Origin of the sequence: Novosphingobium sp. TH158 (genome assembly GCF_002855555.1) — a bacterium.
In the GTDB taxonomy this organism is placed as follows: domain Bacteria; phylum Pseudomonadota; class Alphaproteobacteria; order Sphingomonadales; family Sphingomonadaceae; genus Novosphingobium.
Genome location: NZ_PKRT01000001.1, coordinates 508,940 through 533,802, shown reverse-complemented (window position 1 = coordinate 533,802; position 24,863 = coordinate 508,940). Strand labels below are relative to the sequence as shown.

25 protein-coding genes are annotated in these 24,863 nt (G+C 64.2%); 12 read left to right on the top strand and 13 right to left on the bottom strand.

What is annotated here, in order from left to right:
* Positions 1-37 precede the first annotated feature (37 nt).
* From C0V78_RS02745 to ppdK, 3 genes are all read left to right on the top strand, one after another.
* Positions 38-940, top strand: a complete 903-nt coding sequence (locus tag C0V78_RS02745) for a glycine--tRNA ligase subunit alpha (protein ID WP_101796330.1) — start codon at positions 38-40, stop codon at positions 938-940.
* A complete protein-coding gene (glyS, locus tag C0V78_RS02740) occupies positions 937-3,024 on the top strand; it encodes a glycine--tRNA ligase subunit beta (protein ID WP_101796329.1) in 2,088 nt (695 codons plus the stop codon). The genes C0V78_RS02745 and glyS overlap by 4 nt, the downstream gene beginning before the upstream one ends.
* Positions 3,025-3,180: 156 nt before the next feature.
* Complete coding sequence (ppdK, locus tag C0V78_RS02735) at positions 3,181-5,853, top strand: pyruvate, phosphate dikinase (protein WP_101796328.1); 2,673 nt, start codon at positions 3,181-3,183, stop codon at positions 5,851-5,853.
* On the opposite strand, the gene C0V78_RS02730 is transcribed toward ppdK, so the two are convergent.
* Positions 5,834-6,571, bottom strand: coding sequence for a methyltransferase (locus C0V78_RS02730; RefSeq protein ID WP_101796327.1), 738 nt, complete (start codon positions 6,569-6,571; stop codon positions 5,834-5,836). The two genes, ppdK and C0V78_RS02730, sit on opposite strands and share 20 nt — an antisense overlap.
* Positions 6,572-6,622: 51 nt before the next feature.
* On the opposite strand from C0V78_RS02730, the gene C0V78_RS02725 reads away from it, so the two are divergent.
* From C0V78_RS02725 to C0V78_RS02705, 6 genes are all read left to right on the top strand, one after another.
* Positions 6,623-7,372: a ComF family protein gene (locus C0V78_RS02725; RefSeq protein ID WP_101796326.1), complete on the top strand. Its 750-nt coding sequence runs from the start codon at positions 6,623-6,625 to the stop codon at positions 7,370-7,372.
* A gap of 335 nt (positions 7,373-7,707) precedes the next feature.
* Positions 7,708-8,085, top strand: a complete 378-nt coding sequence (gene hisI / locus C0V78_RS02720) for a phosphoribosyl-AMP cyclohydrolase (protein ID WP_101796325.1) — start codon at positions 7,708-7,710, stop codon at positions 8,083-8,085.
* A gap of 32 nt (positions 8,086-8,117) precedes the next feature.
* A complete protein-coding gene (locus C0V78_RS02715; RefSeq protein ID WP_173843320.1) occupies positions 8,118-8,561 on the top strand; it encodes a MerR family DNA-binding transcriptional regulator in 444 nt (147 codons plus the stop codon).
* A gap of 21 nt (positions 8,562-8,582) precedes the next feature.
* Positions 8,583-10,385 carry an acyl-CoA dehydrogenase C-terminal domain-containing protein gene (locus C0V78_RS02710; protein ID WP_101796324.1) on the top strand — a complete coding sequence of 601 codons (1,803 nt, stop codon included), beginning with the start codon at positions 8,583-8,585 and terminating at the stop codon, positions 10,383-10,385.
* A gap of 86 nt (positions 10,386-10,471) precedes the next feature.
* On the top strand, positions 10,472-10,672 hold the full coding sequence (locus tag C0V78_RS15095; RefSeq protein ID WP_254049793.1) for a hypothetical protein: 201 nt from the start codon (positions 10,472-10,474) through the stop codon (positions 10,670-10,672).
* Positions 10,673-10,675: 3 nt separating this feature from the next.
* Complete coding sequence (locus C0V78_RS02705; protein ID WP_256385674.1) at positions 10,676-11,770, top strand: cytochrome P450; 1,095 nt, start codon at positions 10,676-10,678, stop codon at positions 11,768-11,770.
* On the opposite strand, the gene C0V78_RS02700 is transcribed toward C0V78_RS02705, so the two are convergent.
* The 5 genes from C0V78_RS02700 to tyrS form a co-directional block, all read right to left on the bottom strand.
* Entirely contained in the window at positions 11,767-12,471 is a 705-nt protein-coding gene (locus tag C0V78_RS02700) for a dienelactone hydrolase family protein (protein ID WP_101796323.1), read from the bottom strand. The two genes, C0V78_RS02705 and C0V78_RS02700, sit on opposite strands and share 4 nt — an antisense overlap.
* Positions 12,468-13,385 carry a cysteine synthase A gene (gene cysK / locus C0V78_RS02695; RefSeq protein ID WP_101796322.1) on the bottom strand — a complete coding sequence of 306 codons (918 nt, stop codon included), beginning with the start codon at positions 13,383-13,385 and terminating at the stop codon, positions 12,468-12,470. Before cysK ends, C0V78_RS02700 begins: the two co-directional genes overlap by 4 nt.
* Positions 13,382-14,653: an MFS transporter gene (locus C0V78_RS02690; RefSeq protein WP_101796321.1), complete on the bottom strand. Its 1,272-nt coding sequence runs from the start codon at positions 14,651-14,653 to the stop codon at positions 13,382-13,384. The genes cysK and C0V78_RS02690 overlap by 4 nt, the downstream gene beginning before the upstream one ends.
* A 69-nt stretch (positions 14,654-14,722) precedes the next feature.
* Positions 14,723-15,061 carry a PilZ domain-containing protein gene (locus C0V78_RS02685; protein ID WP_101798154.1) on the bottom strand — a complete coding sequence of 113 codons (339 nt, stop codon included), beginning with the start codon at positions 15,059-15,061 and terminating at the stop codon, positions 14,723-14,725.
* Between the two features lie 88 nt (positions 15,062-15,149).
* Complete coding sequence (tyrS, locus tag C0V78_RS02680) at positions 15,150-16,373, bottom strand: tyrosine--tRNA ligase (RefSeq protein ID WP_101796320.1); 1,224 nt, start codon at positions 16,371-16,373, stop codon at positions 15,150-15,152.
* Between the two features lie 46 nt (positions 16,374-16,419).
* On the opposite strand from tyrS, the gene C0V78_RS02675 reads away from it, so the two are divergent.
* Positions 16,420-16,962 carry a DOMON-like domain-containing protein gene (locus C0V78_RS02675; RefSeq protein ID WP_254049792.1) on the top strand — a complete coding sequence of 181 codons (543 nt, stop codon included), beginning with the start codon at positions 16,420-16,422 and terminating at the stop codon, positions 16,960-16,962.
* A gap of 2 nt (positions 16,963-16,964) precedes the next feature.
* Positions 16,965-18,161, top strand: a complete 1,197-nt coding sequence (locus tag C0V78_RS02670) for an exo-beta-N-acetylmuramidase NamZ domain-containing protein (protein ID WP_101798152.1) — start codon at positions 16,965-16,967, stop codon at positions 18,159-18,161.
* Here the strand turns inward: C0V78_RS02670 and C0V78_RS02665 are convergent.
* The 5 genes from C0V78_RS02665 to C0V78_RS02645 are packed head-to-tail and all read right to left on the bottom strand — an operon-like array spanning position 18,155 to position 22,317.
* Complete coding sequence (locus tag C0V78_RS02665) at positions 18,155-18,955, bottom strand: class III extradiol ring-cleavage dioxygenase (RefSeq protein WP_101796319.1); 801 nt, start codon at positions 18,953-18,955, stop codon at positions 18,155-18,157. The genes C0V78_RS02670 and C0V78_RS02665 overlap by 7 nt on opposite strands.
* 56 nt (positions 18,956-19,011) lie before the next feature.
* Complete coding sequence (locus C0V78_RS02660) at positions 19,012-20,193, bottom strand: VWA domain-containing protein (RefSeq protein ID WP_101796318.1); 1,182 nt, start codon at positions 20,191-20,193, stop codon at positions 19,012-19,014.
* A gap of 4 nt (positions 20,194-20,197) precedes the next feature.
* Positions 20,198-21,040: a DUF817 domain-containing protein gene (locus C0V78_RS02655; RefSeq protein WP_101796317.1), complete on the bottom strand. Its 843-nt coding sequence runs from the start codon at positions 21,038-21,040 to the stop codon at positions 20,198-20,200.
* Between the two features lie 3 nt (positions 21,041-21,043).
* The gene (locus tag C0V78_RS02650; RefSeq protein WP_101796316.1) at positions 21,044-21,475 is read right to left on the bottom strand and encodes a GFA family protein; all 432 of its coding nucleotides are present in this window, start codon (positions 21,473-21,475) and stop codon (positions 21,044-21,046) included.
* On the bottom strand, positions 21,475-22,317 hold the full coding sequence (locus C0V78_RS02645) for a MoxR family ATPase (RefSeq protein WP_101796315.1): 843 nt from the start codon (positions 22,315-22,317) through the stop codon (positions 21,475-21,477). The genes C0V78_RS02650 and C0V78_RS02645 overlap by 1 nt, the downstream gene beginning before the upstream one ends.
* Positions 22,318-22,400: 83 nt before the next feature.
* Here C0V78_RS02645 and C0V78_RS02640 point away from each other — a divergent pair, with 83 nt between their 5' ends.
* Positions 22,401-22,835 (top strand): nuclear transport factor 2 family protein, encoded by a 435-nt coding sequence (locus tag C0V78_RS02640; protein WP_101796314.1) that lies wholly within the window; start codon positions 22,401-22,403, stop codon positions 22,833-22,835.
* A gap of 3 nt (positions 22,836-22,838) precedes the next feature.
* On the opposite strand, the gene C0V78_RS02635 is transcribed toward C0V78_RS02640, so the two are convergent.
* Together C0V78_RS02635 and C0V78_RS02630 are read right to left on the bottom strand one after the other, a co-directional pair.
* Positions 22,839-23,342, bottom strand: a complete 504-nt coding sequence (locus C0V78_RS02635; RefSeq protein ID WP_101796313.1) for a DUF3617 family protein — start codon at positions 23,340-23,342, stop codon at positions 22,839-22,841.
* A 59-nt stretch (positions 23,343-23,401) separates the two neighbouring features.
* Complete coding sequence (locus tag C0V78_RS02630) at positions 23,402-24,586, bottom strand: acyltransferase (RefSeq protein ID WP_101796312.1); 1,185 nt, start codon at positions 24,584-24,586, stop codon at positions 23,402-23,404.
* Positions 24,587-24,863 lie beyond the last annotated feature (277 nt).

Sequence of the window (24,863 nt, the reverse complement as noted above, 5' to 3'; positions counted from 1 at the left end):
GTTGATTTGCGCCCCGCGATCCGCCAAAGGGCCGGCCATGGCCGCAAGTGACGCACCGCTCAGCTTTCAGGACATGATCCTGCGCCTCCACGATTTCTGGAGCGCGCAGGGCTGCCTTATCCTTCAGCCCTATGACATGCGCGTGGGCGCGGGGACTTTCCATCCCGCGACCACCCTGCGCAGCCTCGGCCCGGAGCCGTGGAACGCGGCCTATGTCCAGCCGAGCCGCCGGCCCACCGACGGCCGCTATGGCGAGAACCCGAACCGGCTGCAGCACTATTACCAGTACCAGGTCATCATGAAGCCGAGCCCCGAGAACCTGCAGGAGCTTTACCTGCAGAGCCTTGGCGTGATCGGCGTCGATCCCATGGCCCACGATATCCGTTTTGTTGAGGATGACTGGGAAAGCCCGACGCTGGGCGCATGGGGGCTGGGCTGGGAGGTCTGGTGTGACGGCATGGAAGTTACCCAGTTCACCTATTTCCAGCAGATGGGCGGCTTTGACTGCAAGCCGGTTGCCGGCGAGCTGACTTACGGGCTGGAACGCCTGGCGATGTACATCCAGAACGTCGACAACGTCTATGACCTCGCCTTCAACAATCACGGCGTGACCTATGGCGATGTGTTCCTCGAGAACGAGCGCCAGCACTCCAAGTGGAACTTCGAGATCGCCGATACCGATCAGCTGTTCCAGGGCTTCCGCAATGCCGAGGCCGAGTGCAAGCGCTGCATCGAGGCGGAAGTGCCGCTGGCCGCCTATGACCAGGCGATCGAGGCGAGCCACCTGTTCAACCTGTTGCAGGCGCGCGGCGTGATCTCCGTGCAGGAACGCGCCAGCTATATCGGCCGCGTGCGCGACCTTGCCAAGGGATCGTGCGAGGCATGGATCAGGAAGAACGAAGCGCAGTGGTCAGAAAAGTTCCCGGGGTGGACGGTATGAGCGATTTCCTCCTCGAACTGCGCTCGGAAGAAATTCCCGCCCGCATGCAGGCCGGCGCGCGCGCCGATCTGGAAAAGCTGTTCCGCAAGGAAATGGACGCTGCCGGTGTCGCCGTGGGCGAGATCACCGTGTGGTCCACGCCGCGCCGACTGGCGCTGATTGCGCGCGGCCTGCCCGATGCCACTGCGGCTGTCTCGGAAGAGGTGAAGGGCCCGCGCGTCGGCGCCCCGCCGCAAGCGCTCGAGGGTTTCCTGCGCAAGACCGGGCTCACCGAGGACCAGCTGGTCGAGCGGGATGGCGTACTCTTTGCGATCAGCGAAAAGCCGGGCCGCAACACCGCAGAGGTGCTGGCAGAGGCCATCCCGGCCATCATCCGCGCCTTCCCCTGGCCGAAGTCGCAGCGCTGGGGCGCGGCATCGATCAGCACCGAAAGCACCCGCTGGGTCCGCCCGCTTTCCGGCATCGTCGCCATCTTCGGCGAGACGCTCGTCGAATGCGAGGCTGGCGGCGTGACCTCGGGCTATGCCACCAAGGGCCACCGTTTCCATCACCCGGGCGAGATCACCATCGGCAGCGCTTCCGATTACCAGGAAAAGCTGCGCGCCTGCCACGTCATCGTCGATCACGTCGAGCGACAGGACCTGATCCGCACCCGCGCCAAGGCCGCGGCCGAAGCTGCCGGGCTGACGCTGGTGGAGGACGAGGGGCTGGTCATCGAGAACGCCGGCCTCACCGAATGGCCGGTGCCGTTGCTCGGCCGGTTCGACGAGGCATTTCTTGAGGTTCCGCCCGAAGTCATCCAGCTCACCGCGCGCACCAACCAGAAGTATTTCGTCTGCGAAAGCGGCGGCAAGCTGGCCAATGCCTTCGTCTGCACCGCCAATATCGAGGCAAGCGACGGCGGCGAGGCCATCGTCGCCGGCAACCGCAAGGTGCTCGCCGCCCGCCTGTCCGACGCGCGCTTCTTCTGGCAGCAGGACCGCAAGGTGCCGCTCGCCGAACAGGCGAAGAAGCTTTCGCGCATCACCTTCCACGAAAAGCTGGGCACCGTTGCCGACAAGGTCGAGCGCGTCGCCAAGCTGGCGCGCTGGCTGGTGGAGCAGGAGATCGTAAAGGGTGCCAGCGCTGACGATGCCGAACTTGCTGCGCGGCTGTGCAAGGCTGATCTCGTCACTGAAATGGTTGGCGAATTCCCTGAACTTCAGGGCCTTATGGGCGGTTATTACGCCCGCGCCGAAGGCCTGCCCGGTGCCGTCGCCGATGCCATAGCCGACCATTACAAGCCGGTCGGGCAGGGCGATGAAGTCCCCACCGCGCCGGTCACCGTTGCTGTAGCGCTGGCGGACAAACTCGATACGGTTCGCAGCTTCTTTGCGATTGATGAGAAGCCCACCGGGTCAAAGGACCCGTTTGCCCTGCGCCGCGCAGCTCTGGGCATAATCCAGATCATCACGGCCAACGGCCTTCGCTTCGGCGTCGCTGAAGGCGATGTTCTTTCCTTCTTCGCCGACCGCCTCAAGGTCCAGCAGCGCGAAGCCGGGGTTCGCCATGACCTGATCGACGCGGTCTTCGCGCTGGGCGGCGAGGATGATCTTGTCCGCCTGCTCGCCCGCGTTCATGCACTTCAGGCCTTCGTGGGCACCGAAGACGGCAAGAACCTGCTCGCCGGTTACAAGCGCGCCGCCAATATCCTGAAGAAGGAAGGCTTCGAGGCCACCACCCGCATCCCGCGCGATGGCGAGGAAGACCCCTTTGCCATGGTCGACGATCCCGATGTGGCCCACGCCATGCGGGAGCGGATCGAGGTGCAGAATGCGCTGTCCTACACGCCCGAAAAGGCGGAAAAGGCGCTGATCGACGCGCTTGAGGTGGCCGGTCCGCGTGCCGCCGCGGCCGTGGAGGGCGAGGACTTTGCTTCTGCCATGGCGGCTCTCGCCACGCTGCGCGCGCCGATCGATGCCTTTTTCGACGAGGTGACCGTGAACGATGCCGATCCGGCGAAACGCTCTGCCCGCCTGGGACTGCTCGCGCAGTTCCGCGACGCGGTGCATCGTGTTGCCGATTTCAGCCGTATCGAAGGGTAAACACCGCCCCGGCGCCGGACTTTTTTTATTTTCCCGGCAACAGACGGTCTCGAAATTGCCGGTAAACGGCAGAAATCAGGGACGGAGCCACAGGACGGCGAGGTTGACACCGTGTCAACCTTGTCAACCTCAAGGTTCAGGAAAACGGTGATCGGGATGAACAAGCAGATCTATACCTTCGGTGGCAGGGTTCGCAGTGAAGATCCCCGTAGCCGCGACAAGACGATTGTCGGCGGAAAGGGTGCCAACCTTGCGGAGATGGCCGGGATCGGCCTGCCGGTTCCCCCGGGCTTTACCATCACCACCGAAGAATGCGTACGCTACCTTGCCGAAGGTGCAGACTTCTCGGAAAGCCTGACGAAAGAAGTCCAAACAGCTCTGAATCATATCGAAACTTCTGTTGGAAAGCGTTTTGGCGATGCTGCCGATCCGCTGCTTGTCTCGGTTCGTTCGGGCGCCCGCGTCTCGATGCCGGGCATGATGGATACGGTGCTCAACCTTGGCCTCAACGACGCAACGGTTGAAGGGCTGGCGGCGACTTCGGGCGATGCGCGCTTTGCCTGGGATTCCTATCGCCGGTTCATTCAGATGTATTCCGACGTGGTGCTTGGCCTTGACCATCACCTGTTCGAGGATGCACTCGAAATCGCCAAGGAAGACAACGGCTTTTACGCCGATGTGGAGATGGCGGCTGAGAACTGGCAGGCTATCGTGGGCGAATACAAGGCCATCGTCCGCAACGAGCTTGGCCGCGATTTCCCGCAGGACGTTAACGAACAGCTGTGGGGCGCGATCCGCGCGGTGTTCGACAGCTGGGATTCGGACCGGGCAAGGGTCTATCGCCGCCTGAACGACATTCCCGGTGACTGGGGCACTGCGGTGAACGTGCAGGCCATGGTCTTCGGCAACATGGGCGATACCAGCGCCACCGGCGTAGCCTTCACCCGCGATCCGGCGACCGGCGAGCGCGCCTATTACGGCGAATGGCTGGTCAATGCCCAGGGCGAGGATGTTGTCGCCGGCATCCGCACGCCGCAGTACCTGACCCGCTCCGCCCGCGAAAAGGCCGGGGCCAAGCCGCTTTCCATGGAAGAAGCGATGCCCGCGGCCTACGGCGAACTCGCCGCCGTGTTCGACCTGCTGGAAAAGCACTACCGCGACATGCAGGACATCGAATTCACCGTCGAACGCGGCAAGCTGTGGATGCTGCAGACCCGCAGCGGCAAGCGCACGGCCAAGGCGGCGCTGCGCATGGCGGTGGAAATGGTCGAGGAAAGCCTGATCGACGAAGCCACCGCGATTGGCCGGGTCGATCCCATGGCTCTGGACCAGTTGCTGCACCCCACGCTTGATCCCGATGCCCCGCGCGACGTGCTGGGAACGGGCCTGCCGGCCAGCCCGGGTGCAGCTTCCGGCGCCATCGTGCTTGATGCCGATATGGCCGAGAAGCGCGCCGAACGCGGCGATGCGGTGATCCTGGTGCGTGTCGAAACCAGCCCCGAAGACATTCACGGCATGCACGCCGCCCGCGGCATCCTGACCGCGCGCGGCGGCATGACCAGCCACGCCGCGGTGGTGGCGCGCGGCATGGGTCGCCCTTGCGTTTCCGGTGCCAGCTGCGTGTCTATCGACATGGCATCGCGCACCCTTAAGATCGGTGGGCGCGAGCTGAAGGAAGGGGATGTCATCACCCTCGACGGCGCGACCGGTCAGATCATGGCGGGCAAGGTTCCGACCGTGGAGCCCGAGCTTTCCGGCCATTTCGGCACCCTGATGGAATGGGCCGACCGGCATCGCCGCATGAAGGTGCGGACCAACGCCGAAACGCCTGACGATTGCCGCACCGCGCGCGCGTTCGGCGCGGAAGGCATCGGCCTGTGCCGCACGGAGCACATGTTCTTCGACGATGCCCGCATCTCTGCCGTGCGCCAGATGATCCTGGCCGAGGACGAGGCTGGCCGCCGCGCCGCGCTTACCCGCCTGCTGCCTGAACAGCGCGACGATTTCCGCGCTATATTCGAGGTGATGGCCGGCCTGCCAGTGACGATCCGCCTGCTCGATCCACCGCTGCACGAATTCCTGCCGCATGGCGATGCCGAGTTCGAAGAGCTTTCGCAGGCGATCGGCATTGGCGTCCCCACGCTGCGGCGCAGGGCGGGGGAGCTCCACGAATTCAACCCGATGCTGGGCCATCGCGGCTGCCGGCTGGGTATCACCTTCCCGGAAATCTACGAGATGCAGGTCCGCGCCATCTTCGAGGCCGCTTGCGAGGTTGCCGCGGCCGGCGAAGCACCGGTTCCCGAAGTGATGATCCCGCTTGTCGCCACGGCGAAGGAACTGGAGATCCTCAAGGCTCTTGTCGACCGGACGGCCACCAAGGTGTTCGAGGAAAAGGGCCGCACGCTCTCATACCATGTCGGCACGACGATCGAGCTGCCGCGCGCGGCGCTGATGGCCGGCGAGATCGCCAAGGTGGGCGAATTCTTCTCCTTCGGCACCAACGACCTCACGCAGACGACACTGGGCCTCAGCCGCGACGATGCGGGCAAGTTCCTGCCCGCCTATGTCGAACAGGGCATCTTCGCGCGCGATCCCTTTGTCAGCCTCGATATCGAAGGGGTCGGCCAACTGGTGTCGCTCGCAGCAGAGCGCGGCCGGGAAACCCGTCCCGAAATCAAGCTGGGCATCTGCGGAGAGCATGGCGGCGATCCGGCCAGCATCGCCTTCTGCGAAGCCCAGGGCCTCGATTACGTCAGCGCCTCGCCCTATCGCGTGCCGATTGCCCGGCTGGCGGCGGCGCAGGCGGCGATCAACGCTTCCAACCGCTGAGCGTCAGCACCTCGAAGGTCTCGGTCACGCGGCCTTCGCTGTCGGCAAGCGCGGCAAAGGCCGCTTCCGCCCGGGCCCAGGCGGTCCGGGTGAGGGGCGGGCCGGGATCGGCCAACTGGTTGCCAAGGCCTTGGGCGCGCAGGTCCGCCACAAGCCGGCGCAGGCTGCCATAGCGCACCCTGATGCTGCGGCTGTCGACCACCGGATCGGCAAAGCCCGCGCGCTGGAGCAGCTGGCCCCCGGCGCGGACATCGACCTGGGGGTGAAGGCGCGGAGCCGGGCGCTCTCCATCGGCGGCGAGCATCACTTCGCGCAGCACTGGCAGGCTGCCGGCGCCCAGCAGGGTGATGAAAGCCAGTCCGCCCGTGGCCAACGCCCGGCGGGCATGGATCAGGGCACCGGGCAGGTCGTTGGCGGTATCGAGCACGAAGGGCAGGGCGATGAGGTCAAACCCCTCGACCGGCCAGGGCTGCTCGAACGCCAGGCCGGGCGGCGACGCCTCGTGCGGCAGGGCGCTTGCCAGAAGTCCGGAACGGTCGCCCGCCACCAGCGCGCGTTGCGGCTCGTGCCGCAGGAAGGCCAGCCGGTCCAGCAGGTCGTCCGCCGCATCGTCGGCAAGGAAGCGTGCGGCATCGGCATGGGCCTGCAACCGCTCGGCCCGCAGAAGAGCCAGCTCCCTGCGGCGGGGAGAGAAGATCGCGGGCGGTGATGTGGCCATGCGAGGCTCCTGCCTTGCGCATGGGCGGAGTGCAAGCGATAGTCGGCCATCATGCAGGTGCCTGCCGCCATCGCCCCGATCGTCGACCTGGTCTTCCCGCCGAGGTGCCCGCTCTGCGGCGAAGGGCTGTCGCAGCAGCAGGGGCTGTGCGCTGCCTGTTGGGGGGAACTGGCGATACCCGGCGAGCCCAGCTGCAAGCTGTGCCAGCGGCCGTTCCCCGATGGCATGCCCGAAGGTGCGATCTGCGCGCCCTGCATGGCTGAGCCGCCACGGCATGACGGCATAGCGGTAGGTACGCTCTACAACGAGGCTTCGCGGCGACTGGTGCTGGCCTTCAAACATGGCCACCGGATTGCCCTGGCCCCGATGCTGGCAAGGCTGATGCTGGCGCGCTTGGCTGACATCGGGCCGGAATGGATCGTGGTTCCCGTGCCCCTGCATCGCTGGCGCCTCTGGCGGCGCGGCTTCAATCAGGCGGCGCTGCTGGCTGGGGAAATCGCCCGGGCCAAGGGCGCTCAGCTTCTGGTGGACGGGCTTCAGCGCCGCAAGCAGACCCCAACGCTCGGCGGACTGGGCCGGCGGGCGCGGGCAAGGGCGCTATCAGGTGCCATCGCGGCAAACCCCGGGCGGCTTGCGCGGATCAAGGGGGCAAAGGTTCTGCTGGTCGATGACGTGCTGACGAGCGGCGCCACCACCGATGCCTGCCTCTCGGCCCTGCGCCGGGCGGGGGCGGAACGGGTGCGGATTGCCTGCTTTGCGCGGGTGCTGGACGAAGCCTTGCCGCTGGCCGACAAGGCATAACGAAAACGCCCGGAACCGAAGCTCCGGGCGCCCTCGTGACGAAACTCTTGAGCGCCGGTTTCCCGGTATCGGCAGGCGCCCCCACGCCAGCCTCGCCCGAACCCTCACTTTTGGCCCGACCTGCCTTGTGGCGATCAGTGCCTTTCCCTGAAACCTTGGCGTCTTCACGACGCCGCCAGCCTTGGCGGGGCAGCCTCCCAGCTGCGCGACCTGTTTCCCCGACAACGTCATGAAAGGAAAGTCTCAACCGCAGGTTTGGTGGATTTTGCCGATTATCTGTGGTTATCGTGCAACAAGCTTCCATTCCCGCAATTGCAGTTTCAAGGATATTACACATGCCGTCCGTTGATCCCGCCGATCGTGAGCAGGGCACTGCTTTCATGCCGAAATTCGATGCTGCGGGCCTGCTGACGGCAGTCGCCGTGGACGCGCGCGATGGCACGGTTCTGATGCTCGCGCACATGGACGCCGAAGCACTGAACAAGACGCAGGAAACCGGGCTTGCCCACTTTCATTCGCGCTCACGCGGACGGTTGTGGATGAAGGGGGAGAGTTCGGGCCATGTCCTGAAGGTGCAGGAAATCCTTGTCGACTGCGATCAGGACGCACTCGTCCTGCGCTGCGAGCCAGCAGGGCCGGCTTGCCATACGCTTGCACCGACCTGTTTTTATCGCCGCCTGGAGGGAGGCCAGCTGGTCCGCGCAACCTCTTGACGTTTACGTAAAGGGAAATTAGCTTGCGAGACATGGCCAGTCTCGCAAACCTTCCGCACAACGGCGCTCACCTGGAGCGGCCGGACGCGCTTGAGCGCGAACAGTTCACCATTTCCGACCTTACGGCGGAATTCGGCGTTACCGCCCGCGCTCTTCGGTTCTATGAAGATGAAGGGCTGATATCGCCCAGCAGGCAGGGACTTGCGCGCATCTATTCGAAGCGCGACCGCGCCCGGCTTGCCTGGATCCTGCGCGCCAAGAACGTTGGCTTCAGCCTCTCAGAGGTGCGAGAGATGATCGACCTCTACGATCTTGGTGACGGCCGCGTCGAACAGCGGCGCGTCACGGCCCAGAAATGCCGCGACCGCATTTCGCAGATGGAACGCCAGCGCGCCGATCTGGATGCGGCAATAGCAGAGCTTTCCGCCTTCGTGACGCAGATCGAAGCGCTCGAACTTCCGCTCAAGAAATCCTGACCCCGCAAAGGACCTACGCCCATGCCCAGCTTCAAGGCTCCGACCCGTGACTCGCGCTTCGTGGTGAACGAGGTGCTCAAGATCGACAGCTACGGCAACCTGCCGGGATTCGAGAATTCCGGCACGGACGTGGTCGATACCGTGGTTGAGGAACTCGGCAAGTTCGTCAGCGAAGTGATCGCCCCGCTAAACCTTTCGGGCGATCAGGAAGGCTGCACCCGGCACCCTGATGGTTCGGTAACCACGCCCAAGGGCTTCAAGCAGGCCTATGACGCTTTCGTCGAATCGGGCTGGGGCACGCTGGCGCAGCCGGAGGAGCTCGGCGGGCAGGGGATGCCGCACGTGCTCGGCCTGCTGCTTGAGGAATACCTCTGCTCGGCCAACCAGTCCTTCGCTATGTATTCCGGGCTGACCAGCGGTGCGGTCGCCGCCATCAAGGCCAAGGGCTCGCCCGAACAGCAGCAGACTTACCTGCCCAAGATGATTTCGGGGCAGTGGTCCGGCACGATGAACCTGACCGAGCCGCATTGCGGCACCGACCTTGGCATGATCCGCACGCGGGCCGTGCCGCAGGCCGATGGCACCTATGCAATCACCGGAACGAAGATCTTCATTTCCGCCGGCGAACACGACCTGACCGAGAACATCATCCATCTGGTTCTGGCCAAGACGCCCGATGCCCCGGATTCGACCAAGGGCATTTCGCTGTTCATCGTGCCCAAGTTCCTGCTCGATGCCGATGGAAACCCTGGAGAGCGCAACGCTGTCTCGTGCGGTTCGATCGAGCACAAGATGGGCATTCACGGCAACGCCACCTGCGTGCTGAACTATGACGGTGCGAAGGGTTGGCTGGTCGGCGAGGAAAACAAGGGCCTTGCCGCCATGTTCATCATGATGAACGCTGCCCGCATCGGCGTGGGCATACAGGGACTGGCCCAGGCCGAAGCGGCATACCAGAACGCCGTTGTCTATGCTGCCGAACGCCGGCAGGGCCGCGCACTGACCGGCCCGGCCGAACCCAGCGAGAAGGCTGACCCGATCTTTGTCCACCCGGACGTACGCCGCATGCTGATGGACGCCAAGGCCTTCACCGAAGGCATGCGCGCGCTGGCCATGTGGGGTGGCCTGCTGGTCGACCTGAGCCACAAGGCCGCGACCGAGGAAGAGCGGGCAAACGCGAACGACATGATCAACCTGCTGACGCCGGTGATCAAGGGTTACGGCACCGACAAGGGCTTCGAAACCGCGGTCAACATGCAGCAGGTGTTCGGTGGCCATGGCTACATCGAGGAACACGGCATGAGCCAGTTCGTCCGCGATGCGCGTATCGCCATGATCTACGAAGGCACAAACGGCGTTCAGGCCATGGACCTCGTCGGCCGCAAGCTGGGCATGAACGGAGGCAAGGCGATCCAGGCCTTCTTCGCCATGGTCGACAGGGAATGCGCCGAAGCGAAGGGCGTGGAACGGCTGGCAGACCTCGCCGGGCGGGTGGAAAAGGCGAACGGCGAACTGAAGGCCGCAACCATGTGGCTGATGCAGAACGGGCTTTCCAACCCGAACAACGCCGGGGCAGGCGCCCATCACTACATGCACATCATGGGCATCGTTACCCTTGGCCTGATGTGGATCCGCATGGGCCAAGCCGCAGTCGCCGCATTGGCAGCAGGTTCCGGCGATGCTGCGTTCTACGAGGCCAAGCTCGTGACGGGCCGTTACTATGGCGAGCGCTTCACCCCCGATGCCGGGGCGCTGCGTCGCAAGATGGAGGCCGGCAGCGCCACGATGATGACCCTGCCGCTTGAGGCTTTCGCGACCGCCTGAGGCAATCGGCAGGGCGAATATGCGGGCAGGCGCATTGCCTGCCCGCCAAAGCGCTGGCACTCTCTTGCGAAAGCGGGAGAGAAAACGTGCAATATCCGAAGTCCGTTGCGGAAATGCGGGTCGATTGGCCCGCGCCCGATCATGTGCCGGAAGAGCTGAAGGTCGATCTGACCTGGGCATCGGGCATGGTGCCCAACGATCTTGTCGACCCTTACGAACCCTGCGCCTGGCTTTCGGGCGGGGATGTCCCCCCGCTGCTTTATCAACCCCCGGTGCCGGGCAGGTAGCAACTGGGCGCAGCCGGAACCGCCGGCGGCACGCGCGGCACCTGGATCGTCACGCATTACGATGACATCAACCGCGTCTATACCGACAACCAGCACTTCTCGAACAAAGGGACTGCCGAATTCCAGCGGATGATCGGCGAGACCTTTCGCTCGATCCCGCTGGCCATAGATCCGCCGGAGCATTCGAAGTACCGGATGTTCCTGATGCCGCATTTCTCGCCCGCCCGGCTGAACCGGATGCAGGACCAGATCCGCGCCGTCGTGGTCGAGATGATCGAGGAGTTCCAGGACAAGGGCGAGGTCGACATCGCCTACGATTTCGGACGGGTCTATCCCGTGCGGATCTTCATGGGCCTGATGGGTTTTCCCATGTCGATGTTCGAAGAGTTCCTCGAATGGGAATGGAACATCCTGCACGGCGGCAGCCACGAAAAGATGGCCTGGGCCCTGCGCTCGGTGCTTGATTTCCTGCGCGGCTTCATCGCCGAAAAGGAAGCCCGACCCGATGACGGGCTGGTTTCCGCCATCGTCAACGGCACCATCGATGGCAAGCCGCTGACCGACGAGGAAAAGATCGGCATGGTCTGGTTCCTGTGGCTCGGCGGGCTCGATACCGTCGCTGCCACGATCAGCCAGATGTTCCGGCGCATGGCGCTCCAGCCGGAGATCCAGGACGCGATCCGGGCCAATCCCGAACTGATCCCGACAGCAGTCGAGGAATTCCTGCGCACGCAGCCGATCCTCAGCTCCGGCCGTTCAGCCAAATGCGACTTCGTCTGGCATGGTCAGCAGATCAAGGCGGGGGACAGCTTCCAGTGCCTCAACCCCTCGGGCAATTTCGACCCGGCGCAGTTCGACGATCCGCGCACCTTCGATCCCGCGCGCAAGGCCAACCGGCATTTCACCTTTGTCGGCGGGGTTCACCTGTGCCTGGGCGCACCGCTTGCCCGCCGCGAGCTGCGCATCCTGCTGGACGAATGGTTCAAGCGCATCCCGCCCTTCCGCGTGAAGGAAGGCACGGACACGACCGTTTTCCCCTTCCTACTTTCGATCCGCAACCTGCCGATCGTCTGGGATGTGCCGGGAAAGGGTGCCTAGGCGAACACCTCGTCGCAAAGGCCCATCAGCGCCGACCATGATTGCCGGTCGGCGCTGGCGTCGTATGCGATTGCCGCCAGACCGCGCGCGTCACTGCCGGGATCGGTGAAGCCGTGACGGACGCCGGAATAGGCGTGGAAATGCCAGTGGGCCTGCACCGCGTCCATTTCCTGCCAGAAGGCGAGCACCTGTTCGCGCGGAACCATGGGATCCGCATCACCATGGCAAACCAGAAGGCGCGGCCTGATCGGCTGATCTGCGGGCCTGTCGGTGGAAAGGATGCCGTGGAAGCTGGCGACCAGCGCCAGGTCTTCACCGGCGCGCGCCACTTCCAGTGCGGCCTGTCCGCCCATGCAATAGCCGATAGCACCCAGGCGCAGGCCAGATGCTTCCGGCAATGAACGCAGGGCTTCGACGGCGCTGACAAGCCGGCGGCGGTAATGCCCCACATCGGCGCGCAGCTTTTCCGCCATTGGGCGTGAAGCTTCGAGGCTGGCGACCGGCTCACCATAGAAGTCGGCGATCAGGGCCAGGAAACCGGCCTCGGCCAGCATGGCGGCGCGTCGCTCAATGGCCGGGGTGACATTCGCGATTGTCGGGAAAACAACGATGGCCCCGCGTGGCGGACCGACCGGGCGGGCCAGCCACCCGGTCAGCGCCGTTTCACCGTCGCGGTAATCCAGCCGTTCAAGCGCGCTCATTCAGGCAGGAAATCCGGCACCGAAAGATAACGCTCGCCCGTATCGTAGTTGAAGCCGAGCACGCGGCTGCCCGCGGGCAGTTCGGGCAGCTTTTGGGCAATTGCGGCCAGTGTCGCGCCAGAGCTGATGCCCACCAGCATGCCTTCCTGCGTGGCGCAGCGGCGGGCCCATTCCTTGGCGTCGGCCGGATCGACCTGGATGGCCCCGTCGATTGACTGGGTATGCAGGTTGCCCGGAATGAAGCCGGCGCCAATGCCCTGGATCGGGTGAGGAGCCGGCTGGCCGCCGGAGATTACGGGGGAAAGGGTAGGCTCCACGGCATAGGCCTTCATGCCCGGCCAGGCCTTCTTCAGTGTCTCGGCGCAGCCGGTCAGGTGACCGCCAGTGCCCACGCCGGTGATCAGCACGTCAACCGGCGTGTCGGCGAAATCGGCGAGGATTTCCTGCGAGGTCGTGCGAACGTGCACGTCGATGTTGGCCGGATTTTCGAACTGCTGCGGCATCCAGCTGCCCGGAATTTCGGCGAGCAATTCCCTGGCGCGCTCGATTGCTCCCTTCATGCCCTTTTCGCGCGGCGTAAGATCGAAGCTCGCCCCATAGGCAAGCATCAGCCGGCGCCGCTCGATCGACATCGATTCAGGCATGACGAGGATGAGCTTGTAGCCCTTGACGGCCGCAACCATGGCAAGGCCGATGCCGGTGTTGCCCGAAGTAGGCTCAACGATGGTGCCGCCCGGCTTCAGGCTGCCATCGGCCTCGGCCGCTTCGATCATGGCAAGGCCGATACGGTCCTTGATCGAACCGCCAGGGTTGGCGCGCTCGCACTTCACCCAGACCTCATGGTCCGGGAACAGCCGCGAAAGGCGGATGTGCGGCGTTCCGCCGATGGTGGCGAGGATCGATTCGACCTTCATGCTACTTGCTCCTTTTCGCGGGTCTGGGGCGCAAACGTCCGGGCGTTTCGCAGCTCCGGAAAGATCACGGCCCAGACCAGTGTAACTACTATGGCACCGGCACCGCCGAAAACAACCGCGGCGACCGCGCTGTGCAGCAGGGCTGCCGCGACGCCGGACTGCATTTCGCCCAGTTCGTTCGATGCCGAGATGAACAGCCCCGAGATCGCACCGACCCGGCCACGCATTTCGTCCGGCGTGCTGAGCTGCTGCAAGGCCGAGCGGATGAACACGGAAATCATGTCCGCCGCCCCCAGCGCAGCAAGGCAGGCGAGCGAAAGAAAGAAATTCGTCGACAGGCCGAAACCGACAGTCGCCGCGCCATAGGCCGCGACACCCAGCAGCATCTTGGTGCCAACCTCGCGCTCGATCGGACGCCATGAGAGGATGAAGGCAACGACCGCCGCGCCGGCTCCCGGCATGGCGCGCATGAGGCCCAGGCCTTCCGGCCCGACGTGCAGGATATCGCGGGCAAAGACGGGCAACAGCGCGGTAGCGCCGCCCATGAGCACGGCGAACAGGTCCAAAGTCACGCAGCCAAGCAGGAAGCGGTGTCCGCGCAGGAAACGATACCCTTCGATGAACTGGCGGATGGGGTGGGTCTCGCGGTCGCTCAGTGCCTGCGGCACCGGCCCGATGGAGAACAGCGCCGTGCAAGAAACGACCAGCAGGCTGGTCGATAGCGCATAGGGCATCCAGTCCGCACCGCCATAGAGCAGCCCGGCAACCGTCGGCCCGGCGAGCGCGCCGAATTGCCAGGCAGTCGAGCTGAGCGCCACCGCGCGGGGCAGCAGCCTTTCGGGCACGAGGTTCGGCACAAGAGCGCCCAGCGAGGGGCCGAGGAACACGCGGGCTGCGCCATGTGCTGCTGCCAGGGCAAACAGCAGCGTCAGGGAACTGGTGTCGCTGAAGGTCGCAATTGCGAGTGCAAGGGCAATCGCGAAGTCCAGAATGGTCGCCATCAGCGCAACGCGCCTGCGGTCAAACCGGTCGGCAACGACGCCGGAAACGGGGCTTAGCAGGGCATAGGGCACGAATTGCGCCAGCCCCAGCAGTCCGAGCAGGAACGATGCATCGACGATGCTCATGCCATGCACGCTGCGCGCTATGTCATAGATCTGGTAGCCAAGGATCACGACCATCCCGGTCGTCGCCACGACGGCGCACAGCCGTGAGATCCATATCAGGCGAAACGCCGGGATCTGGGTGGGGGAGGTCGGTTCGATCACCCGCCTTCATTGGCAGGGCTGCGTGCGCTTGCCAATCCAAGCCTTGATTGCGTTGCCTAAAGCGCGCCTTCAGCGGGCGCGGCGCAGGCGGGGGTTCGGCTGGAGCGTATCGATCAGGGCAAAGAAATCATCCGGACGGATGATGCGTTCGAACTGGAATCCGCCACGGCCCTCGGTTGTCCAGATCAGGTGCGCCTCGATCCGGCCGACGTGAGGCAGGCGGATGACAATGCGCTCACCACGGCTGAGGGGCAGGTCGCCTTCAACCATGAACCCATGCGCGGAGATGTTGACGATATGGAGATGCAGATCACCCAGACGGCGGTGCTCACCGATGACCTTGTGGTCTACCGGATGGCGCGCGGCGCGGCGCATGTCGGTGACAGTGAGTTGTGCTCCAACCGGCATTGTCCGCGTCAGCTCCTTTCGCATGGTCCGGCAACCTTTTGCCGGGAAATGGCGAAAAAAGAGTAAAACGCGGAAACATTTTGCCGGGTCAGGCCGGGCGCAGGACCCCGTGCTTCTTCTTGCCGGACGAGATGCGAACCTCCGAACCGCCTGCGATCACAAGGTTTTCATCCGTGACCTGCTCACCATCGACGCGGGCGCCGCCGCCGGCGACAAGGCGCTTGGCTTCACCCCTGCTGGCCGCGAATCCGATTCCGACGAGCGCATCGATGATGCCGATTCCCTCTGCGGGCAGGGTGAAGACCGGCAAGTCCTGGCCAACGCCGCCACCCGCGAATGTGGCAGAAGCCGTGGCTTCGGCAGCCTTGGCGGCATCGGCACCGCGGCACAGGGCCGTCACTTCGTTGGCAAGCACAACCTTCGCCGCGTTGATCTCGCTGCCGCCGAGCGATTCGAGCCGCGCGATTTCCTCAAGCGGCAGGTCGGTGAACAGGCGCAGGAACTTGCCGACGTCGCGGTCATCCACGTTGCGCCAGTATTGCCAGAAATCGTAGGAAGGCAGCTGGTCTTCGTTCAGCCACACCGCACCGGCCGCGGTCTTGCCCATCTTGCCGCCATCGGCGGTGGTAAGCAGCGGAGTCGTAACGCCGAACACCTCGACGCCGTCCATGCGCCGCGCAAGTTCGATACCGTTGACGATATTGCCCCACTGGTCGCTGCCGCCCATCTGCAGACGCACGCCCATGGACTTTTCCAGGTGCCGGAAATCGTAGCCCTGCAGGATCATGTAGTTGAATTCGAGGAAGGTCATCGGCTGTTCGCGATCAAGCCGCAGCCGCACCGAATCGAAGGTCAGCATGCGGTTCACGGTAAAGTGGGTGCCCACTTCCTGAAGCAGCTCGATATAGCCCAGCTTGCCCAGCCAATCGTGGTTGTTGACCATGATTGCATCGGTCGGGCCATCGCCGAAGCTGAGGAAGCGTTCGAAGATCGTGCGGATCGAGGCGATGTTGGCATCGATCGTCTCGTCCGAGAGCATCTTGCGGCTTTCATCACGCCCGGTGGGATCGCCGATCCGGGTGGTGCCGCCGCCCATGAGCACGACCGGCTTGTGGCCGGCCTGCTGCAGCCGGCGGAGCAGCATGATCTGCACAAGGCTGCCGACATGGAGCGATGGCGCAGTCGCATCGAAGCCGATATAGCCGGGCACCACTTGCGATGCAGCAAGCTTGTCGAGCCCTTCGGCGTCGGTGAGCTGGTGAATGTAGCCACGTTCGTCGAGCAGGCGGAGCAGGGATGAAGTGTATGTCATGGGCGTCTTCCGGTTACGGGCGCGCGCCTAGCACGGGGAAATCGGTTTGGGAACTTTGCCGCTGAAACCGCATGACGATACCCCGCCCCTGGCGCTGCGCAGTATCGAGGCTGCCGTCCTGGGGATCGAGCATGGCTGGCTACGCCTGCGCTGGAAGTTGGAAGGGACAGAGCGCCTTGTCATCCCCGCCTTTGCCGGCCGGGGCAGGGCGGATGGGCTGTGGCAGGCCACCTGCTTCGAGATGTTCCTGCGCCAGCCCGGAAGCCGCTCCTATATCGAGCTGAACCTTTCTCCTTCCGAGCGGTGGGCAGCCTATGACTTCGCCGGATACCGCGAGGGCATGGCGCAAAGGCCCATGCCTCGCGATGCCGATTGCACACTGCGGCGCGGCGGGGCCATGGCCTTCTTTGATGCCGCCGTGCCACTCGCCGGCCTTCCCGAATTGCCGTGGGAATTCAACTTGACCGCGGTTATCGAGGAGGAAGGCGGCCACAAGTCGTACTGGGCCCTGGCCCACGCACCCGGCGGGCCGGACTTTCACCATGCCGCTTGCTTCGTCGCAACACTTGCGGCACCCGGCGCGGCATGACTGTGAAATTCGGTATAGACCGCCTGCTGGGCGATCCGGCGCTTCTGGGTGAACTGTCGCAAAAGCGCGTCGCGCTCGTCGCCCATCCGGCGAGCGTGACCGAAGACCTGATCCATTCGCTCGACGCACTGATTGCGGCGGGCGTGAATGTTACCTCGGCATTCGGCCCGCAACATGGGCTCAAGGGCGACAAGCAGGACAATATGGTCGAGACGGCGGACGAGACCGATCCGCTCTACGGCATCCCGGTCTTCAGCCTTTACGGAGAAGTGCGCCGCCCCTCTGGCCAGATGATGGGCACGGCAGACGTCTTCCTGTTCGACCTGCAGGACCTGGGCTGCCGCATCTACACTTTCGTTACAACGCTGCTCTACCTGCTCGAGGCCGCTGCCGAGCATGGCAAGGAAGTCTGGGTGCTCGACCGCCCGAACCCCGCAGGGCGCCCGGTGGAAGGTACCTTGCTCGTTCCGGGACAGGAAAGCTTCGTCGGCGCTGCGCCCATGCCGATGCGCCACGGCCTTACCATGGGCGAAATGGGGCACTGGTTCATCGATCACTTCGGGCTCGATGTGGCCTATCGCGTCATTGCGATGCAGGGCTGGGAACCGGCCGGTCGAGGCCATGGCTGGCCGCAGGACCGGGTCTGGATCAACCCGAGCCCCAATGCCGCCAACATCAACATGGCCCGCGCCTATGCCGGTACCGTAATGCTGGAGGGCGCAACGCTGAGCGAGGGCAGGGGAACGACCCGTCCGCTGGAAGTCCTGTTCGGCGCACCCGATGTCGATGCCAAGGCGGTGCTTGCCGAAATGCGCCGGCTTGCACCGGACTGGCTGAAGGGATGCGCGCTGCGCGAATGCTGGTTCGAACCGACCTTTCACAAGCATGCTGGCAAGTTGTGCTCGGGCCTGATGATCCACGCCGAGGGGCCATTCTACGAGCACCATGAATTCCGCCCCTGGCGCTTGCAGGCGCTGGCCTTCAAGGCGATCCGGCGGCTCTATCCCGACTATCCGATCTGGCGCGACTTCCCCTACGAGTATGAGTTCGAGAGGCTGGCGATCGACGTGATCAACGGTGGCCCGGCGCTGCGCGAATGGGTGGACAATCCTGCATCGTCCCCCGCCGACCTCGAACGCATTGCCGGGGCGGACGAAGCGAAGTGGCGCGAACGAATTGCGCCTTTCCTGCTTTACTGACCAAGCCCTTCGACAAGCGCTGCATCACCGATGAGATAACTCGTCATCGAAAGCGCACCGTCGACGGTATCGTTGAACACACCGACTGTGTCGCCGGGCATCCGTGCCCCATGGCTCGGCAGGAGCGGCAAGTAATGCTCGCCGCTGTTGATCGCCAAGGCCGCCGCGCGGTCATCCGCCTGGAAAGTGCTGAGCGCGGTGCTGTCTGCGGAGACCATCGCGTGATTGATCCGCCCCTGGAACTCCACCGCCCAATCCGGCTGTGTGCCCTGCGACTGGCGCCAAAGCGAAAGGTTATGAACCACATTGCCGCTGCCGACGATCAATACGCCTTCTTCGCGAAGGGGTGCGAGAGCCCGCCCCAGGGCAATGAAACCGGCAGGATCGAGGCTCCGGTCAAGGCTCATGGCGACGGTCGGCACATAGTCTTCGCCGAACAGCGGCAGGAGGACGCCATAGGTCCCGTGGTCAAAGCCCCAATCCCTATCCGGTTGCCCCTGTTCGCCCAGCAGGTCCGCCAGCCGGTCCTGAAGCCAGTCCGATCCGGGAGCAGGATAGCGGACCTGATAGAGCGCATCGGGAAATCCGCCGAAATCGTGGATCGTGCGCGGCCAAGGTGCAGCGGTGTAATGGGTGCGCCCCTGCGTCTGCCAATGCGCGCTGATGGCCAGAACGGCCCGGGGCCGGGGCAGCCGCTGCCCAAGTACGCTCATGGCGCGACGCTCGGCGGTATCGCTGATCAGCATCATCGGCGACCCATGGCCGAGGAACAGGGCGGGAAAGCGTTGCGTCATGGCACCCAGATGGTGAGCCTGCCGCGTCAATCAATCAACGCCTGCTTTCAACGCCTTCAATGCTTCTTTCGCGTCAGCTCGCGCATGGCGTCATCCAGCCCTTCGAGCGTCAGGGGGAACATGTTGCCGCCGAGCAGTTCCTTCATGATCTTCGTCGATCCGGAATAGTCCCACTGCCGCTCCGGCACGGGATTGAGCCAGACCGTCGCCGGATAGGTGTTGGTCACGCGCTGCATCCAGACGGCCCCCGCCTCGGGGTTGAAATGCTCGACCGAACCGCCCTGATGGGTAATCTCGTAAGGGCTCATCGCCGCATCGCCGACGAAGATCACCTTGTAGTCATGGCCGTACTTGTGAAGCACGTCCCAGGTGGGCGTGCGCTCCGTGCGGCGGCGCGCGTTGTTCTTCCAGACGCCTTCGTACAGGCAGTTGTGGAAGTAGAAGAATTCCAGGTTCTTGAACTCTGTGGTCGCCGCGCTGAACAGCTCCTCGACCAGCCGGATATGCGGGTCCATCGATCCGCCGACGTCAAGGAACAGCAGCACCTTCACCGCATTGCGGCGTTCGGCGCGCATATGGATATCGAGGAAGCCCTGCTTGGCGGTTCCGCGGATGGTTTCTTCAAGGTCCAGCTCTTCGGCCGCCCCTTCGCGGGCGAAACGGCGCAGGCGGCGCAGCGCTACCTTGATGTTGCGGGTGCCCAGTTCGCGCGTGTTGTCGAGGTTCTTGAACTCGCGCTGCTCCCAAACCTTCACCGCGCGACCGTGCTTGCTCTCGCCCCCGATCCGCACGCCTTCCGGGTTATAGCCCGAGTGGCCGAACGGCGAGGTGCCCCCGGTGCCAATCCACTTGTTGCCACCCTGGTGGCGTTCCTTCTGCTCTTCGAGCCGCTTCTTGAGCGTCTCCATGATCTCGTCCCACGAGCCGAGCGCCTTGATCTTTTCCATCTCCTCTTCGGAGAAGAAGCGTTCGGCCACGGCACGCAGCCAGTCTTCCGGGATATCGACCGGCTGCTGTCCATAGTCGGTCAGCACGCCCTTGAAGACCTTGGCGAACACCTGATCGAAGCGGTCGAGCAGGCCTTCGTCTTTCACAAAGGTGCTGCGGGCGAGGTAGTAGAACGCTTCAGGCGTCTCCTCGATCACCTCCTTGTCCAGCGCCTCAAGCAGCACCAGGTGCTCCTTGATCGAGGCGGGAATACCCGCGGCGCGCAGTTCGTCGAGGAAGTTCAGAAGCATCAGCTCAATCCGGTTTGCGGGTGCCGTGGACCGAAGCCACCAGCACGAAGGAGATATACATCAGCAGGTACCAGGCCCCAAGCTTGGATGGCGAAACCATCTGCCAGCCGTCCTTCTGATCGGGGTAGATCCATGCGTTCGAGAATGTCGCGATGTTCTCCGCCAGCCAGATGAACAGGGCGACAAGAAACCAGCCCAGCAGCAGAGGCATCCAGCGATGTGATCGCCAGTTGAGGAAGTGGATCCGGGTGCGCCAGAACAGCGGGCCGATGGCGGCAAACAGCACCAGGCGAACATCCGGCAGCCAGTGATGGGCAAAGAAGTTCACATAGATCGCCACGCCCAGCAGCTGGGTGGCCCAGACGGCGGGATAGGCCGAGTAGCGGAAGTCGAAGATGCGCCAGACCCGGGCGATGTAGTTGCCAACCGCGGCATACATGAAGCCTGAGAACAGTGGCACGCCCCCGATGCGAAGCAGGCTCGCTTCCGGATAGGTCCACGATCCGAACGCGGTCTTGAACAGCTCCATGACTGTGCCGACGACATGGAAGGCAAGGATGACCCTCGCCTCGTCCAGCGTCTCGAGCCGCAGCGCCAGCATGGCCACCTGGATCGCCAGCGCGGCTATCGTGAGGAAGTCATAGCGCGCAAGCGACGCTCCTGCGGGATAGAACAGGTGCGTGCCCAGCAGGAGCGCCAGCATCAAGGCCCCGAACAGGCAAGCCCATGCCTGCTTGAAGCCGAACAGCAGGAACTCGAACAGCCACGCACGCCAGCCCGGCCGGGGCTCGAAAGCCTCAAGCCTCGCCCGGACCGCGCCAAATCGGGTATGTGCAGTGTTGGCCAAGTGTCAGCCGACGGCTTGGGGCGGTGGCGGCGGCTGGCCTTCGAAGCGCTCGACCCCTTCGGCAACCTCCGCCCAGTCCGGCGCTTCCGACAGCCAGATCGCGGCAGTCGGCTTCAGGCCATGGCCTTCGTCCAGAAAGCCCAACCGGATAATACGCGCATGCGGACGCCCCGAGCTGTCGCCCATCACCGGGTTGCCGCAGCTGGCGCAGCGCAGCTGGCGATAGGCATTGCCGCTTGCCGCCGTATAGCCGCTATCGACCAGTTCGCCGGTCATCTCGATGTCCTTCAGCAGGAACATCGCATTGGCCGTGGCCGGGCCGCCGGTAAGCTTCTGGCACTGGCGGCACCAGCACTGGCGCACGGCGATGGGCTCGCCCGAGATTATCGCCTTTACGGCGCCGCACTGGCAGCTGCCGGTATAAGGCGCAGGCATCAGCTCTGCCGCCGGGCCATGAAGGCAAGCCGTTCGAACAGCATCACATCCTGCTCGTTCTTGAGCAGAGCACCATGCAGCGGCGGGATAGCCTTGGCGGGATCGCGATTCTGCAGCACGTCGAGCGGCATGTCCTCGTTAAGCAGCAGCTTCAGCCAGTCGAGCAATTCGGAGGTCGAAGGCTTCTTCTTCAGTCCGGGAACCTCGCGCACTTCGTAGAAGATCTCGAGCGCCTTGGAGACGAGCGTCTTCTGGATGCCGGGGAAGTGGACATCGATGATCGCCTGCATCGTCTCGCGGTCGGGGAACTTGATGTAGTGGAAGAAGCAGCGGCGCAGGAAGGCGTCGGGCAGCTCCTTTTCATTGTTCGAGGTGATCACCACGACCGGGCGATCCACAGCGGCGATCCGCTCGCCCGTTTCGTAGACATCGAAGCTCATGCGATCGAGTTCCTGGAGCAGGTCGTTCGGGAACTCGATGTCTGCCTTGTCGATCTCGTCGATCAGCAGGACCGGCAGCTGCGGCGAGGTGAAGGCTTCCCACAGCTTGCCCTTCTTGATGTAGTTGCGGATGTCATGCACCCGTTCATCGCCCAGCTGGCCATCGCGCAGGCGAGCCACCGCGTCGTACTCGTAGAGCCCCTGATGCGCCTTGGTGGTGGACTTGATGTGCCATTCGATCAGCGGCGCATCAATGGCCTTGGCAATTTCGTGCGCCAGCACGGTCTTGCCGGTACCGGGCTCACCCTTCACCAGGAGCGGGCGGCGCAGGAGGACGGCGGCGTTTACCGCGACCTTCAGGTCATCGGTGGCGACGTAGTTGCTGGTTCCTTCGAAACGCATCGGCGATCTGTCCCTTTCAGAGGCTTTGCCAGCGGCGTTAGGTTGTGCTTTTCAAGGCTGCAAGAGCGAAAGGGAGCAAGGCGATGCCGGGATTTGAGGACTGGAAGGCGATCTGCGAGACCAAGGCGCGCTATTGCCGGCTGATGGACACCAAGGACTGGCAAGCCTGGGCAGACGTGTTCACCGAAGACCTGGTCCTCGATAGCACCCCCGCGGGCGGCTACCGCATCGAAGGTCGCGACAAGGCCATCGCGACGGTCCGCGGCTCGATCGAGGATGCGAAGACATCGCATCAGGTCCACAATCCCGAGATCACCTTCGATGGCGAGGACGCCGCAGACGTCATCTGGGCCATGCAGGACCGGGTGGAGATGAGCGCGGAACGGCAGGCGGCGACCGGGCATATCGGCCATACCGGCTACGGGCACTATCACGAACGCTATGTCCGCTGCCCTGATGGCCAGTGGCGGATCAGGGAATCGCGCCTCAGCTACCTGCACTTCGACGCAAGGGGCTAGCCCTCAGCAGGTGCCCTTGTGACGGCCACCGGTGGAGTAGGTCCGCTCGGTGGTCCGGCCTTCGTTGCCGGGCAGCGTCTTGATGATGGTCACCGAGAAGGCCTTCTGGTCGTAATGCCCCGTCAGGCGCGCCGGCTCGATGGTATCGCTGGCGCATTGCAGCCGGCCGGTAATGCGGCCCTTGGCCATGGTGAAGCTCTTGAAGCTGCATGGCTCGTTGCCCGGGTAGAACATGGTCGCGGGCGGCGACGTGCGCTGCGAGAGCTCAAGACACATGGTGTTCGTGCGCTCTTCCTGCATCATCTCCTGCGCCCGTTCGACCCCGTCCGGATCGGCCTGCGACAGGTCCATCGAGGCAAGGCGGCTGGATATGTCCCACTTGCCGGAGGCGAGGCCATCGACCGCTTCCTCGGCCAAGGCAGCCTGATCGGCATCGCTGCCGCTGCTGCTGCAGGCGGCGAGGGGGAGCGCTAGGGCGAGGGCAAGGGTGCGGCAGGTCAGCTTCATCGGGCCAAGGCTAAGGCAAATCCCTTATCCTTAGGTAAAGCGCGTCTACATCGCGGCAGTCACGCCCGCTGGATCGCCTTGCGCACCCGGTTGCCCAGCGCGATCATCGGGCGCTCTGCCAGCAGGTGGACCAGCGCCGCCAGCAGAACCACCGCCACCATGACCGCCGGCACCGTGACCAGCGCCGACATTCCCCCCATTGCCGAGCGCAGCGCCGTATCGAACCCGAACAGGGCGTAAAGCAGTTCGGGGTGCATGACATAGATGGAGAACGACAGGTTGCCGAGCAGCAGCACCGGCCGGGCCGAGAGCAGCGCGCCGTAATGCCTGCCGCTCGCCAGACACAGCATGAAGGGCAGGAAGCCGGGCAGGGACCAGCCATAGGGGAACTGGCAGAACCACACCGTAGCCGCGAACAGGGCGAGCGAAGCCCAGGCGAACAGCGGACTGGCGATCAGCCTGTCCAGCAGCCCAGAACGCAGCACCGCGGCGATCGCCATGCCGGCCAGCAGCACCGGCAGGAACAGGCGGAAAGCCCAGGGGCTGCGCGCCACGAAATAGTCCTCGCCCCGCAGCGGCCAGATGATCGAGACTGCCCAGCTGGCGACCAGCAGCAACAGGATCAGCCAGCCCGGTCGGGCGAGGCGCATCCACAGCCGCACCGCGACGTAGAGCAGCGGCAGGATCACGACATAGAAGAACCATTCCTGCCCAAGGTACCAGAACACCGAGGCATTGATCCGCGCCGCGTCGCTCACCCCGCCGATAGCCGGCAGTTTCAGGCCGAACAGCCAGAGGAACAGGCCCGGCACCTGCTCCGCCGTCAAGGCCGTGCCGCTCTTAAGCCAGGCCAGCAGGATCACGACAGCAATGGCGAGGGCCACCATCGGCAGGATGCGAAAGGCGCGGCCGACGTAAAGCTGCACCCAGTCCCGTGCTCCAAGACCCTTTTCGATCTTCGGATAGAGCAGCCAGGCAGTGATCATGAAGAACAGCGCCACCGATCCGGCGCCGAACTGGTTCAACAGCGGCATTTCGGGTGCCTGCCAGCCTCGCCCCAATGAAATCGCCCCGAACCAGATGATCAGGTGATGGATAGCCACGGCGCAGGCGAGGAAACCGCGCAGACCGTCAACCGACTGCGCCCGTCCGCCGCCATCGGGCATCGGGAATCCGGCGCGCAACAAGCCCCAGGCGACCAGCAGCGCGGCAGCAAAGCCAAGAGCGGAAGCAGTCAGCAACATCTTGCGATGCTGGCAGAATTGGGTGCCCGAGGCGAGTCCCGCGCCATCGGCGGGACGGTATCTGCTTCCCGGGTTGAGGTTGACAAGGTTGACACCGTGTAAACCTCGCGTCCAGTTTCCCGGCCCGCACTATTCCGCCATTTTCCGCTTCTCGCGCTCACGAAAGCACGCAGGAAAAAATAAACTCCGCAGCAGGCAGGCGCTCTGCCCATCCGATCCATCCACGATTGCAAAGAGCGATCGTGGTTCTTGCAGAATTGCCGGATGTAGGACAGCC